The organism is Chitinophaga nivalis (genome assembly GCF_025989125.1).
GTDB classification, from domain to species: Bacteria; Bacteroidota; Bacteroidia; order Chitinophagales; family Chitinophagaceae; genus Chitinophaga; species Chitinophaga nivalis.
The window spans coordinates 4,579,843-4,595,171 of record NZ_JAPDNR010000001.1; the positions used below are offsets into that span (position 1 = coordinate 4,579,843).

Here is a 15,329-nt window from a genome sequence, read left to right on the forward strand (position 1 = left end):
TCAGCTGATGATCATCGCTGCAGCACCATGATAATCAACCTTCTTCCTGCGTAAGACAAGCTTTTTTATTTTAGAAAAACTGTAAACCGTAATTTCCTCGCCAATGTCTAATTCGCTGTTTCGAAAGAAGTCACTTGCCAATATTATCAGGGATGCCAAAGAAGGATTGGCAGATGGTCATGAAACAGATGGGGGACTGCATAAGGTACTTAAAGTAAAGGATCTTACTGCGATGGGAATTGCGGCCGTAATTGGCGCTGGTATCTTTTCTACCATTGGGGAAGCTTCTTTTCATGGTGGACCGGGCGTATCCCTGCTGTTTGTGATTACCGCCATTACCTGCGGATTCTCTGCCCTTTGTTATGCCGAATTTGCTTCCCGTGTACCAGTGTCTGGTAGCGCCTATACTTATTCCTATGTTACCTTCGGCGAACTGGCTGCCTGGGTAATAGGCTGGGCCCTGATCCTCGAATATGCCATTGGTAATATTGCCGTGGCCATTTCCTGGAGCGGCTATTGTAATAACCTGCTTGCCGGAATCGGACTGAGTTTGCCGGGGTGGCTGGCCAGCAACTATGATAGTGCCAGCCCGGAGCTGGTAGCTGCAGCGCCGCATATTGCCGGTATTCCGATTATACTCAACCTGCCGGCGTTTATCGTAGTGGTGTTGATTACCTACCTGGCTTATGTAGGTATCCGGGAAAGTAAACGCAGCGCCAATTTTATGGTGGCGTTGAAAATCCTGGTGATCCTGTTTGTAATAGTAGTTGGCTTTTTTTATGTAAATAAGGAGAATTGGAGCCCGTTTTTACCGAATGGCTTCTCCGGGGTGTTGAAAGGAGTGTCTGCTGTTTTCTTCGCTTATATTGGCTTTGATGCAGTGAGTACTACCGCCGAAGAATGTTCCAACCCACAGCGCGATTTGCCCCGTGGTATGATTTATTCACTGATTATCTGTACCGTACTCTATATCCTGATTTCTTTTGTACTCACCGGAATGGTACCTTTTTCAAAATTAAAGGTAGATGATCCCCTGGCTTTTGTATTTGACCAGGTGCACCTGCCCTGGGTGAGTTACCTCATTTCTGTGAGTGCGGTAATCGCCACCACCAGTGTATTGCTGGTATTTCAGATTGGTCAGCCCCGTATCTGGATGAGTATGAGCCGCGACGGACTGTTACCCAAACGTTTCAGTAAAATCCATCCCCGGTTCAAAACACCTTCTTTTGCCACCATTATTACCGGGCTGATAGTAGGTATTCCGGCTTTATTCCTGAACCTGACCATTGTAACGGATCTGACCAGCATCGGTACCCTCTTTGCCTTTATATTGGTATGTGGTGGGGTGTTGTTATTGCCGAAAGAAGAAAATACCGGTGAGAAACGTTTCCGCCTGCCGTATATCAACGGGCAATTTATTGTGCCTGCGCTGATATTGGGACTGACGCTGCTGTTCCGCCAGGAGATAGGCCAGAAGCTTTCTTTTGAAGGGGGCTGGGAAGTCTGGAAGCACAACATCCCGTTCTTTATTTTTATACTGGTAAGCATTATTGTAACCGTGTTGTCGGCACTCCGCAAATTATCGCTGATACCGGTACTGGGTATGCTGAGCTGTTTTTACCTGATGACGGAAATTGCGCTGAAAAACTGGATTGTGTTTTCCGCATGGCTCGCAGTAGGACTTACCATCTATTTCGGTTATAGCTATACCCACAGCAAGCTTAGAAGAAAAGCGTAAATGATATAATCGCATTATGAAAAGGGGAGATAAACGATCGTTTATCTCCCCTTTTTGTTGGCCGGGAGGGCAGACGTCACTTGATTAATTAGCCATCTTTCTTCGTAACTTTATAGGAGTTCTTTAAAATATTATTTTATGAACATGCTACAACGGGTCGAAAACTGGGGTGATACCCATCATCCCAAATGGCTGAGTGCTATACGTATTCTGCTGGGTGTATTCATTCTGTGGGTCGGTATCCTGTTTGTACAGAACAGGGATGCCCTTACTACCCTGATCAATGAAAACCGTGCATTGGCAGCCTTGTCATTCGGTATTGCGCATTACATCGTGTTTGCACATACCGTAGGCGGATTGTTCATTGCGATGGGGCTTTTTACCCGGTTGGCTGCCCTGCTGAACATTCCGGTACTGATTGGTGCGGTGTTCTTTGTACATTCCCCTACAGGGCTGTTTACCGTATACCCGATGATGGGACTCTCCATCCTGGTGCTGTTCCTGTTGATTTTTTTCCTGGTGGAAGGCAGCGGGCCCATATCTGTAGATGATTACATGCGCCGGCATCCGGAGAAAAAACGTTCCTGAAAGGGTTGTTTTTCATATAGGCATACCTGTGAGCCCCACCATTTTAATGGCACAGGAAGGGTATATCTACTTAAAATTATCAAATATCCCATCTCAATCCGCTTAAATCCCACCAAATTTTTACTTTTGCAACCAGATAGAATGCAATTATGAAATACCAAATAGGCGACAGGATATTACTGTTGAGTTCAAAAGAAGAAGGTACAATAGTAGACCTGGTAAACGATAATATGGTGATGATTGAGGTCAAAGGCACCTCTTTTCCGGTATACCTGGATCAGATAGACTTTCCCTATTTTCACCGCTTTACCAAACAAAAGCTGGTGCAGGATAAGCCCCGGCTGATTCCGGGCGACGAGATTAAAGTAGACAGAAGCAAATACGAAGTGTTTAAAACAGATAAAGGCGTATTCCTGTCTGTTTTACCGGTATATCAGATGGATGGCTATGATGAAACCGTGAAGCTGATGAAGTTTCACCTGTTTAATGATACGCCGCATGCCATGCGTTTTTATTTCCAGATCTGGCTGAACAATCAGATGGACCTGGAAATAAAGAATGAAATACAGCCGTATAACCACTTTTATCTGTCGGATCTGATATTTGAATCCCTGAACGATAATCCCCGTTTTGAATTTACCTTTTTCCTGAAAGAGTCACAGCCCAAGCTGGCGGCTTCCGTAAAGAAAACCTGGAAAATCAAGCCGAAGCAGATGTTTGTGCAGCTGGAAGAGCTGCGCAGTAAAGAGGAGGCAACGCTTACCTATACTTTATTCGATAAATTCCCGGATAAAGAACCGGAACCAGCGCCGGTACCAGAACAACCAAAGAAAAAGGATCCTGTGGTAGCAGTAGGTTCCGGCAACTTTGCCAGTTTGTTAAGTAAGATCCAGCTGCAGCCGGAAACTTCGCTGGAACCTAAACAGGAAGTAGATCTGCATATTGAAGTGCTGGAAAAAAACTGGAAAGGCCTGAGCAATATTGCGATTCTGGCCATTCAGCTGAATGCGTTCCAGCGTTATATGGAGCTGGCTATCAGTCATCATCAGCACAGCATGATTGTGATTCATGGGGTAGGGAAAGGCAAGCTGCGGGATGAGATTCATCAGATCCTCCGTCAGACGCCGGAAGTAGCCAATTTTGTGAACCAGTACCATGGAAAATATGGTTACGGGGCAACAGAAATAACTTTCAGATAAACATATCCGGAAAGCAGCCTGCAGATCTTTATCAGTTGTGTGTGCTGCTTTCCGGTTTTTCCTTACCTTTGCGCTCCAACTACAAACCGTGCTATCGTCTTTCTGCCTTGAGCAGGAGGAAGGAAAGTCCGGACAGCGCAGAGCAACGCACCACCTAACGGGTGGGGCCTGGTGCATAACCAGGTACAGCCAGTGCCACAGAAAATAACCGCCCCGTCAATGGCGGGGTAAGGGTGAAAAAGTGGGGTAAGAGCCCACGGTGCAGGCAGGTAACTGTTTGCGGGGGTAAACCTTGCGTGCTGAAATGCCATGTATACGGTTGTTTGAGGGCGGCTCGCCCGATGACCGAGGGTAGGCAGATACAGGTGACGTGTGAGCGTCATCGCAGATAAATGGTAGCAGTTCACCGTCAGGTGGAAACAGAATCCGGCTTATAGGTTTGTAGTTTTTTTTCTTTCTCCTTTTGATATCTTAAAATATCCTCCTAACTTCTCGCCAATATTTAATCTCTATTTTATGAATCAGAAAGATGAACGTACGTGGGGAACCTTCGTACACCTGGGTGGTATAGTAGGTATACTTATACTGCCTACGGTGGGCAATATCATTGCAGTATTGGTATTGTGGCTCATCAAACGTAATGAATCGCATTTTGTGGATGACCAGGGAAAAGAGGCCATTAACTTCCAGATTACGCTCAGCATTATTACTGTGATCATTAATGTGGTCAATAATATCAGCATGGGACTGTGGTCACTGGCGAACTTCTGGCGGCATACACGGGGCGAAATATTTACCGTTTCCTGGGGCTGGCATGACCTGTTAGGTATTATCTGGCTGCTGAACGTAATATTTTCTATTATCGCAGCGGTAAGAGCGAATAATGGCGTGATCTACAGATATCCGTTGAGTTTGCGCCTGGTTAAATAATTCCCGCATAGAGAAAGGGGGTATTCAGCTGCTTTGATACAGTTGAATACCCCCTTTGTTATGAAAACAGGTGTTGTTAGTTCTTTTTCAGCGGCTTCATTTTCGCCTTTTGTTTTTTGCCACGTACCTGCTCTCCTTTAATCGTAGCAGCCAGTTTCAGCGCATTATAGGTATTCACCAGACCGCCGGTAACAGAGAGGTCAGCAAAGTTGATTTTTTCATCCTGTCCGCCTGGTTTATTTACCTGGGTACTACCATCCGGGAGGGGAGCAGCGCTTTTTTCCAGGATATATTTCAGCTGACGGGCGCTCAGATCGGGGTGATAGGACAATATCAATGCCGCTATACCGGCTACTACCGGAGCCGCCATACTGGTGCCGCTGGCAGAACCATATTTGTTGCCGCCTGGTATGGTAGAATAGATCTGTACACCTGGTGCAAAAATATCCACTTCCTTTTTGCCATAGTTGGAGAACCCGGCTACCTGCTCATTACCTCTTCCGGTACTGCTGGCGCCTACCGTAATAAAGTTGGTGGCGGTTTTACCGTCTTCGTAATAAGGGTTCGGGTAGTTGGGAATGGAGTCGTTATTATTGCCATCGTTGCCGGCAGCATGTACCAGCAATACGCCTTTCTGTTCGGCATATCTCACCGCATCATCTACCCAGGACTTGTTGGGAGAGTAGGGTTTACCGAAGCTCATATTGATGATCTGTGCCCCATTGTCTACCGCATAACGGATAGCCAGGGCAATGTCTTTATCGCGTTCGTCGCCATCTGGTACCGCTTTAACGGCCATGATGCGCACGTTGTCAGCTACACCGTCCATACCTGCGCCATTGTTCCGGATAGCGGCTATAATGCCGGAAACGTGGGTGCCATGATAGCCAAAGGTACCCATGACATCATTGTTGCCATAATGCCGGTCGTTGATATCATCCAGGTTGTCGCCTACAATCCGTTGCCGGTTGGCATTGGGCAGCACATCGGTGCATTCTGCCTTTCTTTTCAGTTCCTTGATGTATTCGTCCAGTTCCGTTTTGAAATCACTGAAGGTAGCTGGTTCATCACCGGCACTTTTCAGCAACCGTGTCATAAAATTGCGTGCCAGCAGTACGTCCTGACTGGTCGTCTGGATACTGTCGAGCTGAGGTACGGTAAAATCTTCCTTGTTGAGGTAATTTTTCAGGATGGTTTCACACTTGTTTACATTCTCCTGCAGTTTGGACATGGTCTTATACTGCAGCTTAAACTGGGTAGAAGGTTTTTCTACTTTCTGCTGGAGCTGCAGCCAGGTAGTGTATTCTTTGGAATCCTTCGCAAGAACAGAGTCCGGGTTGCCGTATTTGTTTTTATAGCGGTAGTATTCGCGGGTAGCTTCGTCAGAGTCTTCTTTCAGACTGCCGCCGTCTTTGCCACCCAGGAAGTTCCAGCCGTGTATATCATCGATATAACCATTGCCGTCATCGTCTTTGCCATTACCAGGTATTTCCTTCGGATTAGTCCATAAAATACCTTTCAGGTCTTCATGGGTAGAATCTATCCCGGAATCAATTACGGCAACAATTACAGGGGTACTTTTTTTGCCTTTCAGCAGTTCTTTATAAGCTTTTTCCGTGGCAGTACCATAAACGCTGTCGGTGTCGTAACTCAGTAAATGCCAGTTTTTGGGTAATGGCCCTTTACTTTGGGCAATGGTTTCCGTAGTAAAAGCAGCCATCAATGCAACACATCCTGCCAAGACTGCAACCTCTCGACTTAACAATTTCATTTTAAACAATTTTCCCAATAAAAACAGTGAACAATTTAGATTATAGAGAACCTTAAAGGTATGGAAAAAGCAGTATAACACTAAAATATTAATGATAAGCGAGCAATATATTGGTTGATTGGGAGCATCAGACCAGGTAAAAAGATAGAAAAACAGGGGAGGCGATACCGATGATCTTTTGTATATGGCCTGTTTGTGGTACGTATAGCCGCTGGGTATAGTTTGCATTCCTACCAACCAATGGGCAAATACGGCTGTCCGGGAGGGGTGGAGGCCATAAAACCCGCAACATTTTTAATTTATTTAAGAAGATAGGGTATCCCGGCGCGCTTTGGAAGCAGGGTACCCCGAAAGTTTAGGCAGATAGGGGATTTCTAAAAATATTCTATCCGGGATGTAGGGGCAGGAAAGTGCGCAGAGTGCCCGGAAACCCTTTGTAATAGTGGATCTGCTTAAAAAACAGGGGGATAACACGACCATTATGGGCTGCTTGTAGCACAAAAGTTGAATATGAATATTCAAAAAAAAGTCTAATATTTATATCCGGAAGAGTATTTAATGACATCCTGTTGTTGAATACAATTCTCATAAGCATGGTTTCCGTTTAACGAATAGCGGGGTTCTCTAACCTCGCTACTATTTTTGAAATCCTGCGTCGATGTATGTAGAGAAGAAGTATAATGCCAGCCAGAGATGCTGAAGAAGTAACAATGAGTAAGTAATTTTATCAACCGCTTTTAAAATCTGATCGGGGACGTTTCCTGAACTGAAAATTAAAAGCTCCGGGGCAGAAGCCTCGGAGCTGAACATCACAAAGCGTATTTTCCTTTTTACAGATCGAATTTGATTCCCTGTGCCAGTGGCAGACCTGTAGAGTAATTGATCGTATTGGTTTGCCGGCGCATGTAGGCTTTCCAGGCATCGGAACCACTTTCCCTGCCACCACCTGTTTCTTTTTCACCACCAAATGCACCACCTATTTCAGCACCGGAAGTACCGATGTTGACATTGGCAATACCGCAATCAGAACCGGCTGCAGAGAGGAATTGTTCTGCTTCCCGGAGGTTCAGGGTCATGATAGCGGAAGAAAGGCCCTGCGGTACATCATTTTGCATGGCAATGGCTTCCGGCAGTGTTTTATACTTCATCACATACAAAATGGGCGCAAAGGTCTCATGTTGCACAATGGCGTAAGTATTTTCCACTGCAGCAATACAAGGCTTCACATAACAACCGGATTCGAATCCGGCGCCGGTGAGTACGCCTCCTTCCACGAGGAAGGTGCCACCCTGTTGTTTTACCTGGGCGATAGCGTCCTGGTAGGCAGCTACGGCAGCAGTATCAATCAGCGGGCCTACGTGGTTGTTTTCATCCAGCGGGTTACCGATGCGTATCTGGCCATAGGCATTCACCAGTTTGGTCGTAAAGGCATCATACACGCTTTCGTGGATGATCAGTCGACGGGTGGAGGTACAACGTTGTCCGGCGGTACCTACTGCGCCAAATACGGCGCCTATCAGCGACATATCCAGGTCAGCATCCTGGGAAATGATAATGGCGTTGTTGCCACCCAGTTCCAGCAGGGAGCGTCCCAGTCTTTCGCCTACGGCAGCAGCTACGCTCTTGCCCATACGGGTAGAGCCGGTAGCGGAAACCAGGGGAATACGTTTGTCTGTCGCCATCCATTCGCCGGCGTCGCGCTGGCCGGTGACGAGGCAGCAAACCCCTTCCGGTACGTTGTTGGCGGCAAATACGGTTTCGACTATACGTTGGCAGGCCAAAGCCGTTACCGGTGTTTTCTCAGATGGTTTCCAGATACATACGTTTCCGCATACCCATGCCAGCATGGAGTTCCAGCTCCAAACGGCCACAGGGAAGTTGAATGCGGAAATGATACCGGTAATACCCAGCGGATGCCATTGCTCATACATGCGGTGACCCGGACGTTCTGAGTGCATGGTCAGGCCGTGCAGCTGACGGGAAAGACCTACTGCAAAATCACAGATGTCGATCATTTCCTGTACTTCTCCATAACCTTCCTGCAGGCTTTTACCCATTTCGTAGGAAACGAGTTTACCCAGCTGGTTTTTGTATTTGCGCAGGGCATCTCCCACCTGGCGAACAATTTCACCTCTCCGGGGGGCTGGCCACTGGCGCCATTCCTTAAATGCTTCCTGTGCAACGGCTACTACCTGGTCGTAATCTTCCCGGGTCGCGCTTTTTACGGCAGCAATCTTTTTATTGTCAACAGGGGAAACGGAAATAATATCTGCTCCGTGTGCCGGCAGCCAGTTTTTACCGGTGCTAACGCCACTTTGCTCGGCTGTAATACCAAATTCTTTTAAGATATCTGCTACCATTGTCGGTGTATTGTTTAAACTAAATTAGGAACTTTTTTTTGTTTGTGCGGCGTAGGTGCTTTCAAAGATCTTGTCGGCATTGCCGGCTTCAAAGCCTTCCCGTCTGTGTTCCCGGCCGATGGCTGCTGCGGACAGGTGGGCAAACTGTGGCAACACTTTTCTTTCGGCGAACTCCACATAGGAGCCGGCAATGTTGTGCTGTTCCCCGTTTGCAAAGGTAGCCGTCAGCATACGTGCCACGGTAGCGCTTTGCAGCAGGTTCCCATCCGGACTGGTTTTGATTTTACCGCCCGCATCATTCAGTTTAAACCCATGGTGCTCCAGGAAAGTGTTGAAGTCCGCTACAGTATTGTATCCGGCAGGTAAATTATGTACACTTACCGTGAAGTGATTCAGGTAATATCGGTTGTAAATTACCCAGGCGGCGTATTCACTTTCTGCTGCAAGGGTCTGGAAATCTGCCAGGGTAGGGGTTCTCCAGAGCGCGCTGTGCAAAAAGGCGTCTACCGCTTTGCTGTTGTCCAGGTCAAGGGTATTTACCGGATCTGTTTTAACTTCATTGGTATAGCTGTAGATAATGTCCTGTGCCGCCTGGCTCAGGTCTTTTACCCGCAGCTCGCTGATGAAGATGCGCGGATATTCCGGAGAAGGTGGCGCATACCACCAGGCATCCAGCTTTTTAGCCGGAAAGTGGTAGGCATCCATTTTCGTATAGCCGTAGTGGAGAAAAATTTTCTCCAGCGACTGTACGCCTAACTGCGGCACTCCCATTGTTCTGAACGCAATATGATCGTTTTCGATATCATCTGCTTTCCCGATAATGCCTTCTTTTACCATGGCAGCTATTACCGCTGCTACATCCGGTACCCGCTCTTGGTAGCGGTCCATCAGACCATGAAGCACTTCACTTAACATAGCTCGTTGTTTAATTTATCTGCTAATTATTATAATATACCGCAAAACGGTTGTCGATCAGATCACTGAAAGCCACATCTTCCTGGCGCACAAATCCGTTGGATGGTAACAGGCCTTTGGTATGCAGATCTATCACGGCACAAACTGCACCGGCTGTTGTCAGCTGGATAGCTGTAAAGTCTTTACCGGCAATTTCCTGGTTGTAGATTTTACGGGAATAGGAACGCTGTACAGAACGGCCGTTGATCATACCGGAAACCGATACAAATACCAGTACTACATCCTGTGGTGTAAAAGGAATGCTGTCTTCCATAATTTCTTTCAGTATCTCTCTTTTTTTATTCAGTTTCAGTTCATTCAGTAATATTTTCATCAGCTGGCAATGGCCCGGATAACGTACGGTTTTGTAGTCCAGGTTGTATACTTTACCATCCAGTATTTCTGCCAGTGCAGACAATCCACCGGAAGTATTGAAAGCTTCATATTCCACACCGTCGAGGGCAAAGCGTTCGTAGCCTTCCATGGGCATTACTTCTTTACGTTCTCCTTCATGAATGGCATCGCAGGGATTGCAGTATTCATTGATCAGGCCATCGGTACTCCAGGTCAGGTTGTACATCAGGCTGTTGGTCGGAAACTGCGGCAGGGCGCCTACGCGCAGCCTTACGGAATCCAGGGAATCGAACTGTTTGGCGATGTCAAAAGCGGCAATGCTGATGAAACCTGGTGCCAGCCCACATTGTGGCATGAAAGTCACATTGGCGTTCTGCGCAATTTCACGGATGGCATTGGTGGTAGCCACGTCTTCTGTCAGGTCAAAATAATGCGTCTGTGCTTTAGCGGCGGCTGTCGCAATTTTTACATTCAGGAAGTAAGGGCAGGCACTCAGTACAATATCCTGTGCTTCCAGTGCTTGTTGTAATTCGGCGGCATTGTTCACATCCAGCTTGGTTTTATGGATATTGGTATCCGTACATTTCTGCAATAATGCTTCATTGCTGTCGGCCAGGGTTACCTGGTAATCACCTGACTGTTGCAATAAGAAGGCCGCTGTTTCGCCGATCTTGCCGGCGCCGATAATCATGACACGTTTCATAATCTGAAATGGAATTATAGTGATGATGGAAGCATGAACTGCTTCCGGTTTAAGTGAATAAACAAAGGTCATCACTGTAGAAACGTACAGGCATAACAAAGCCCTCCCGCTATATAAGAGGCGCCTGCCTGGTAATTTTTACCAAAGCAAATACACATTTACAGCAGAAATTAATAAAAATTAATTGCTACCGTAGCCTGTAACATAACACAGTGAACCGTTTACACGGTTAGTCAACAATAAAATAAAAAGGAAAGCAGCAGATGCAATCTGCTATACGCACTCAAGGCACGTGGGAGCAAGTGCTCCGCAGATAAGAGAGAAGAGAAAGCTGTATGTTTAACAAATGGTTCATTCAGCAAAGGTGAAAAGCGAATATAAGCAAACTTTTTTATTCTATTATCGGAACCAGCAGTTTTTTTGCTGCTGCTGGTTCCGATAACAGATAAAAATACCGTTGTTTAGTATTGCTCACTTTCGTTCGGGAAGTCTTTTGTCTTTACATCATTAATGAAAGACTGGGTAGCACCGAATATCTGGTCGTATAAATCCAGGTAGCGACGGAGGAAGCGTGGTTTGAAATCTTTGTTGATGCCCAGCATATCGTGCATCACCAATACCTGTCCATCTACATATTTACCTGCACCGATACCAATGATGGGTATTTCTACAGATGCAGCTACTTCTTTGGCGAGGGTAGCCGGAATTTTTTCGAGCACAATAGCAAAGCAACCCGCTTCCTGGAGCAGTTTGGCATCGTTGATCAGTTTGGCGGCTTCGGCTTCTTCGGTAGCCCGCACAGCATAGGTGCCAAACTTATAGATAGATTGCGGTGTAAGACCCAGGTGTCCCATTACCGGTACGCCTGCTGAGATAATCCGTTTTACGGATTCAATAATTTCTTCTCCGCCTTCAATTTTGATACCGTGTGCACCGGTTTCTTTCATGATGCGGATGGTGGAATTCAGGGCCTCTTTAGAATTACCCTGGTAAGAACCAAAGGGCAGGTCTACAATAACAAAGCATCTTTTGATGGCTCTCACAACCGATGCGGCGTGATAGATCATCTGGTCGAGGGTAATGGGTAACGTGGTTTCATGGCCTGCCATTACATTGGAGGCCGAGTCGCCTACCAGCAGGATATCAATACCTGCATCATCGAAAATACGGGCCATGGAATAATCATATGCTGTGAGCATAGATATTTTTTCCCCGTCCACTTTCATCTTCTGCAGGATATGCGTGGTAATGCGCTTGATTTCTTTATTTACAGACATAAGCAGTATGCATTTAGCGCAAAGGTGGGGATATAAATAAGAAAATGGAAACTTTTTTTATGTATGGAAGGGGAGGGGAATGAAAAAGATCCATGGCCGGGAAGCAGTCGGTGGAAGTATTCCAGTTGTTTCCGGCCATGAAAAGAATAGGGCGTCTACAGTTTATTGCTGGCGGCAATTTCTTCGTAGAGGGCCTGAATAAGGCCATCTGCCAGCCCTATTTTAGGTACATATATTTCTGCGGCATCCGCCCAGCGCATGGCATTGATATAGATCTGCAAAGCCGGTACAATAACGTCTGCCCGGTCTTCCCGCAGGTTATACAGGTGTATGCGTTCTTCCACAGTGAAGCTGCTGAATTCCTTGTAGTAGTCTTTAAGTGTATCCAGAGAGAGCGGTTTGCCTTCTTTGCGTTTGGAGAGAGAAAATATCTTGTTGATATTGCCACCGGAACCGATGGCGGTAACGGCGCCGATGTTTTTCAGCTGTATTTTCAGGAAATCTTTCATCTGCTGCCAGGCGCTGTCTGTCACCTGCTGATGCAGCAGGCGGATGGTGCCGATATTAAAAGATTCCTTGAAAATGAGTTTGCCGGCACTAAAGAGGGTGAGTTCTGTACTGCCACCACCTACATCGATATAGAGATAGGATTTTGTTTTATCCATGTTTTCGGCGACATGGTTTTCGTAGATGTAGGAAGCTTCTTCCTGGCCGGAAATAATTTTGATATCGATACCGGTCTGCGCTTTCACTTCCTGCAGGATCACCGGGCTGTTGCTGGCGTCGCGCATGGCCGAGGTAGCGCAGGCCTTCAGGTATTTTACTTCATAAACGTCCAGTAATAACTTGTATGCTTTGATGGTGTCAATGAGGTGAGCCGCTCTTTTTTCAGAGATCGTATTATTTGAAAATACGTCGAAACCCAATCGTAATGGTACTCTCACCAGGTTTACCTTGGTAAAGTCCATTGCGCCGCTGCTGTTGGGAGATGCTTCGGAAATCAATAACCTGGCAGCATTGGAGCCAATATCTATAGCTGCTAACTTCATCAATGAATCATTAAATTAAAAAACGCAAAAGTAAAATATTTCCTGGTTTTGTGTTCAGTGGATCGGGGATACAGGTGATGAAGTTATAATACCGGCCGTTATCTGTTATTTATGAGTGCTGTATCGTGTACGCAATGGGAAACACGATACAGCACCAGGGTAATATTAGTGGTATTGTTTTTCGTGGAGGTATTTATAAATTTCTACCTGTGTTCTTACTTTTTTATCTCCTTCCTTTCTATATTCATTTTTCTGATCATTATCGAGCATACGGGCTTTTACGTTTCCGCTCAGCTGAATCTTCATGATGTCTATCAGTTCCTGACGTATAGCCGGGTCCGTGATAGGTGCTGCTGCTTCCACGCGGTGGTCCAGGTTACGGACCATCCAGTCACAGGAAGCAATGAATACCTTTTCCTGCCCGCCATGATGGAAGATAAATACCCTGGCATGTTCCAGGTATTCATCTACAATGCTCACCGCGGTGATATTTTTCTTCCACTTTTTATTTTCCGTATAGGCGCAGCAGATACCCCGGATCACCATTTTTATGTCTACACCAGCTTTGGCGGCATCGTAGAGTTTGGCGATCAGCTCATCATCCGAGAGGGAGTTCATTTTCACGGTGATGCTGGCCTTCTTTTTATGTTTGGCGTATTTTATTTCCCGGTCTATCAGCCGGAGGAAAGTATCACGCATGTTCAGCGGACTTACCGGCAGGGTTTTGCACCCTTCCAGTATTTTGGTATCGTGGCGCGGACTTTCCAGGTAGGCAAAGATCCGGTTAATGTCTGCGATGATAGCACGGTTGGTGGTGAGCAGACAGTGATCGCCATAGACCCGTGCGGTTTTTTCATTGAGGTTACCGGTGCTGACGAAGCCACATTGCAGTGTTTTGGTGCCGATCCGTTTTTTGATGACGCACAGCTTGGCATGTATCTTCATATTGGGTATACCCAGCAGTACCTTTACGCCTTCTTCTTCCAGCCTTGACTTCCAGTCGAGGTTGGCCGCTTCATCGAAGCGGGCGCGGAGCTCCAGCACAACCGTTACCTGTTTTCCGTTCCGGACAGCGTTGATCAGGGCATTCATGATCTTGGAGTTACGGGCAAGCCTGTACGCTGTTATTTTTATGGACGATACATTCGGATCAATGGCAGCTTCCCGGAGGAGGTCAATGATCGTATCAAAAGAATGGTAAGGGAAGTGCAGCATCACATCATGTTGCTGAATCACGTGCATTACGCTGGGCGCATTCAGAAACAGGGGATGGATGAAGGTTTTGCGGTGGGTATGTGGCGGAAAGATCGATTCCGGGAAATCCATAAAGTCCTTGAAGTTATGGATACGCGCACCCGGAATAAGGTTGTCTTTGCCGGACAGGCCCTGTCGGCGCATGAGATATTCCAGCAGCAAAGGGTCGATGTCCTTATCGTATACGAACCGCACCGGTTTCCCCTTACGACGGTCTTTCAGGCCTTTTTCCAGCTGGTGAATCAGGCTGGTGGAGATGTCGTTATCGATATCCAGCTCCGCATCGCGTGTTACTTTGATGATGTGGGCAGAGAATTTATCGTAACCAAAGTAGGAGAATATATTCGGCAGGCAGAAGCGCACGAGGTCTTCCAGCAGAATAATATCGTGTTCTCCTTCTTTGGAAGGAAGAATAATGAACCGGGGTAATACGGTAGTGGGAATTTCAATGAGTGCGAATTTCTGTCGCACGGAGTTATCCTGACGGGCCAGTACTACCGCGAGGTAGATGGATTTATCGCGCAGGATAGGGAAGTGCTGGATGCTTTCTATCATCAGGGGGATGATATTGGTACGCACCTGTTCATTGAAATAGTTCAGTACAAAACGTTGTTGCTCTTTGTTGAGCTGTTTTTCTGTACGTAAAAAAATGTGTTGCACTTCCAGTTCATGCACAATGTCTTTCCATACGCGATCGAATTCCCGTTGCTGGTCGATTACGTTGGTTTGAATATCTTCCAGTATTTTTCCTGGATTTTCTTCCAGGTGCATGCGGGATGCTTTGCCAAAAGACATCATTCTTTTGAGCGTAGCTACCCGTACCCGGAAAAATTCATCCAGGTTATTGGAAAAGATGCCTAAAAAGCGGATACGTTCGTGCAGCGGAACGGTTTTATCTGCTGCTTCCTGCAGTACTCTTGCATTAAATGATAACCAGCTGATGTCTCTGGCGATCATTTTCCGTTTCTCCACAACAGGTTTTTTCCTGACTGGTTTCTTTGACGATATTGCTTCGGGTGTTGTCATGGTCTCAAGGTGCTCGCCACGCTGTAATCGCATAAAATCTTACTTATTAACTTTCGGTAAACGCATCAACTAAGCTGCGATAATACAGTTTTAGGTGAAAATATGGTATTAAATTAAAGTTAATGA

Annotated in this window: 11 protein-coding genes and 1 other RNA gene; 5 read left to right on the plus strand and 7 right to left on the minus strand. The window is 46.4% G+C overall.

Annotation, left to right across the window (positions count from 1 at the left end; translation table 11 throughout):
• Positions 1-103 precede the first annotated feature (103 nt).
• From OL444_RS18200 to OL444_RS18220, 5 genes are all read left to right on the plus strand, one after another.
• On the plus strand, positions 104-1,738 hold the full coding sequence (locus OL444_RS18200; RefSeq protein ID WP_264730872.1) for an amino acid permease: 1,635 nt from the start codon (positions 104-106) through the stop codon (positions 1,736-1,738).
• A gap of 138 nt (positions 1,739-1,876) precedes the next feature.
• Positions 1,877-2,326 carry a DoxX family protein gene (locus OL444_RS18205; RefSeq protein ID WP_264730871.1) on the plus strand — a complete coding sequence of 150 codons (450 nt, stop codon included), beginning with the start codon at positions 1,877-1,879 and terminating at the stop codon, positions 2,324-2,326.
• Positions 2,327-2,475: 149 nt separating this feature from the next.
• Positions 2,476-3,525 (plus strand): Smr/MutS family protein, encoded by a 1,050-nt coding sequence (locus OL444_RS18210; protein ID WP_264730870.1) that lies wholly within the window; start codon positions 2,476-2,478, stop codon positions 3,523-3,525.
• Positions 3,526-3,603: 78 nt separating this feature from the next.
• An RNA gene (gene rnpB, locus OL444_RS18215) (RNase P RNA component class A) lies at positions 3,604-3,975 on the plus strand.
• A 66-nt stretch (positions 3,976-4,041) separates the two neighbouring features.
• Positions 4,042-4,455: a DUF4870 domain-containing protein gene (locus OL444_RS18220; RefSeq protein ID WP_264730869.1), complete on the plus strand. Its 414-nt coding sequence runs from the start codon at positions 4,042-4,044 to the stop codon at positions 4,453-4,455.
• Positions 4,456-4,531: 76 nt separating this feature from the next.
• Here OL444_RS18220 and OL444_RS18225 read toward each other — a convergent pair whose 3' ends face one another.
• From OL444_RS18225 to ppk1, 7 genes are all read right to left on the minus strand, one after another.
• Positions 4,532-6,196, minus strand: coding sequence for a S8 family peptidase (locus OL444_RS18225; RefSeq protein WP_264730868.1), 1,665 nt, complete (start codon positions 6,194-6,196; stop codon positions 4,532-4,534).
• 860 nt (positions 6,197-7,056) lie between these two features.
• The gene (amaB, locus tag OL444_RS18230) at positions 7,057-8,586 is read right to left on the minus strand and encodes an L-piperidine-6-carboxylate dehydrogenase (RefSeq protein ID WP_264730867.1); all 1,530 of its coding nucleotides are present in this window, start codon (positions 8,584-8,586) and stop codon (positions 7,057-7,059) included.
• Between the two features lie 24 nt (positions 8,587-8,610).
• Positions 8,611-9,501, minus strand: coding sequence for a DUF1338 domain-containing protein (locus OL444_RS18235; RefSeq protein WP_264730866.1), 891 nt, complete (start codon positions 9,499-9,501; stop codon positions 8,611-8,613).
• Between the two features lie 22 nt (positions 9,502-9,523).
• Positions 9,524-10,597: a saccharopine dehydrogenase family protein gene (locus OL444_RS18240; protein WP_264730865.1), complete on the minus strand. Its 1,074-nt coding sequence runs from the start codon at positions 10,595-10,597 to the stop codon at positions 9,524-9,526.
• Positions 10,598-11,058: 461 nt separating this feature from the next.
• On the minus strand, positions 11,059-11,874 hold the full coding sequence (gene panB, locus OL444_RS18245) for a 3-methyl-2-oxobutanoate hydroxymethyltransferase (RefSeq protein ID WP_264730864.1): 816 nt from the start codon (positions 11,872-11,874) through the stop codon (positions 11,059-11,061).
• Positions 11,875-12,029: 155 nt separating this feature from the next.
• Positions 12,030-12,923 (minus strand): Ppx/GppA phosphatase family protein, encoded by an 894-nt coding sequence (locus OL444_RS18250; protein WP_264730863.1) that lies wholly within the window; start codon positions 12,921-12,923, stop codon positions 12,030-12,032.
• Between the two features lie 165 nt (positions 12,924-13,088).
• Positions 13,089-15,149, minus strand: coding sequence for a polyphosphate kinase 1 (ppk1, locus tag OL444_RS18255; protein WP_264730862.1), 2,061 nt, complete (start codon positions 15,147-15,149; stop codon positions 13,089-13,091).
• Positions 15,150-15,329: the final 180 nt, after the last annotated feature.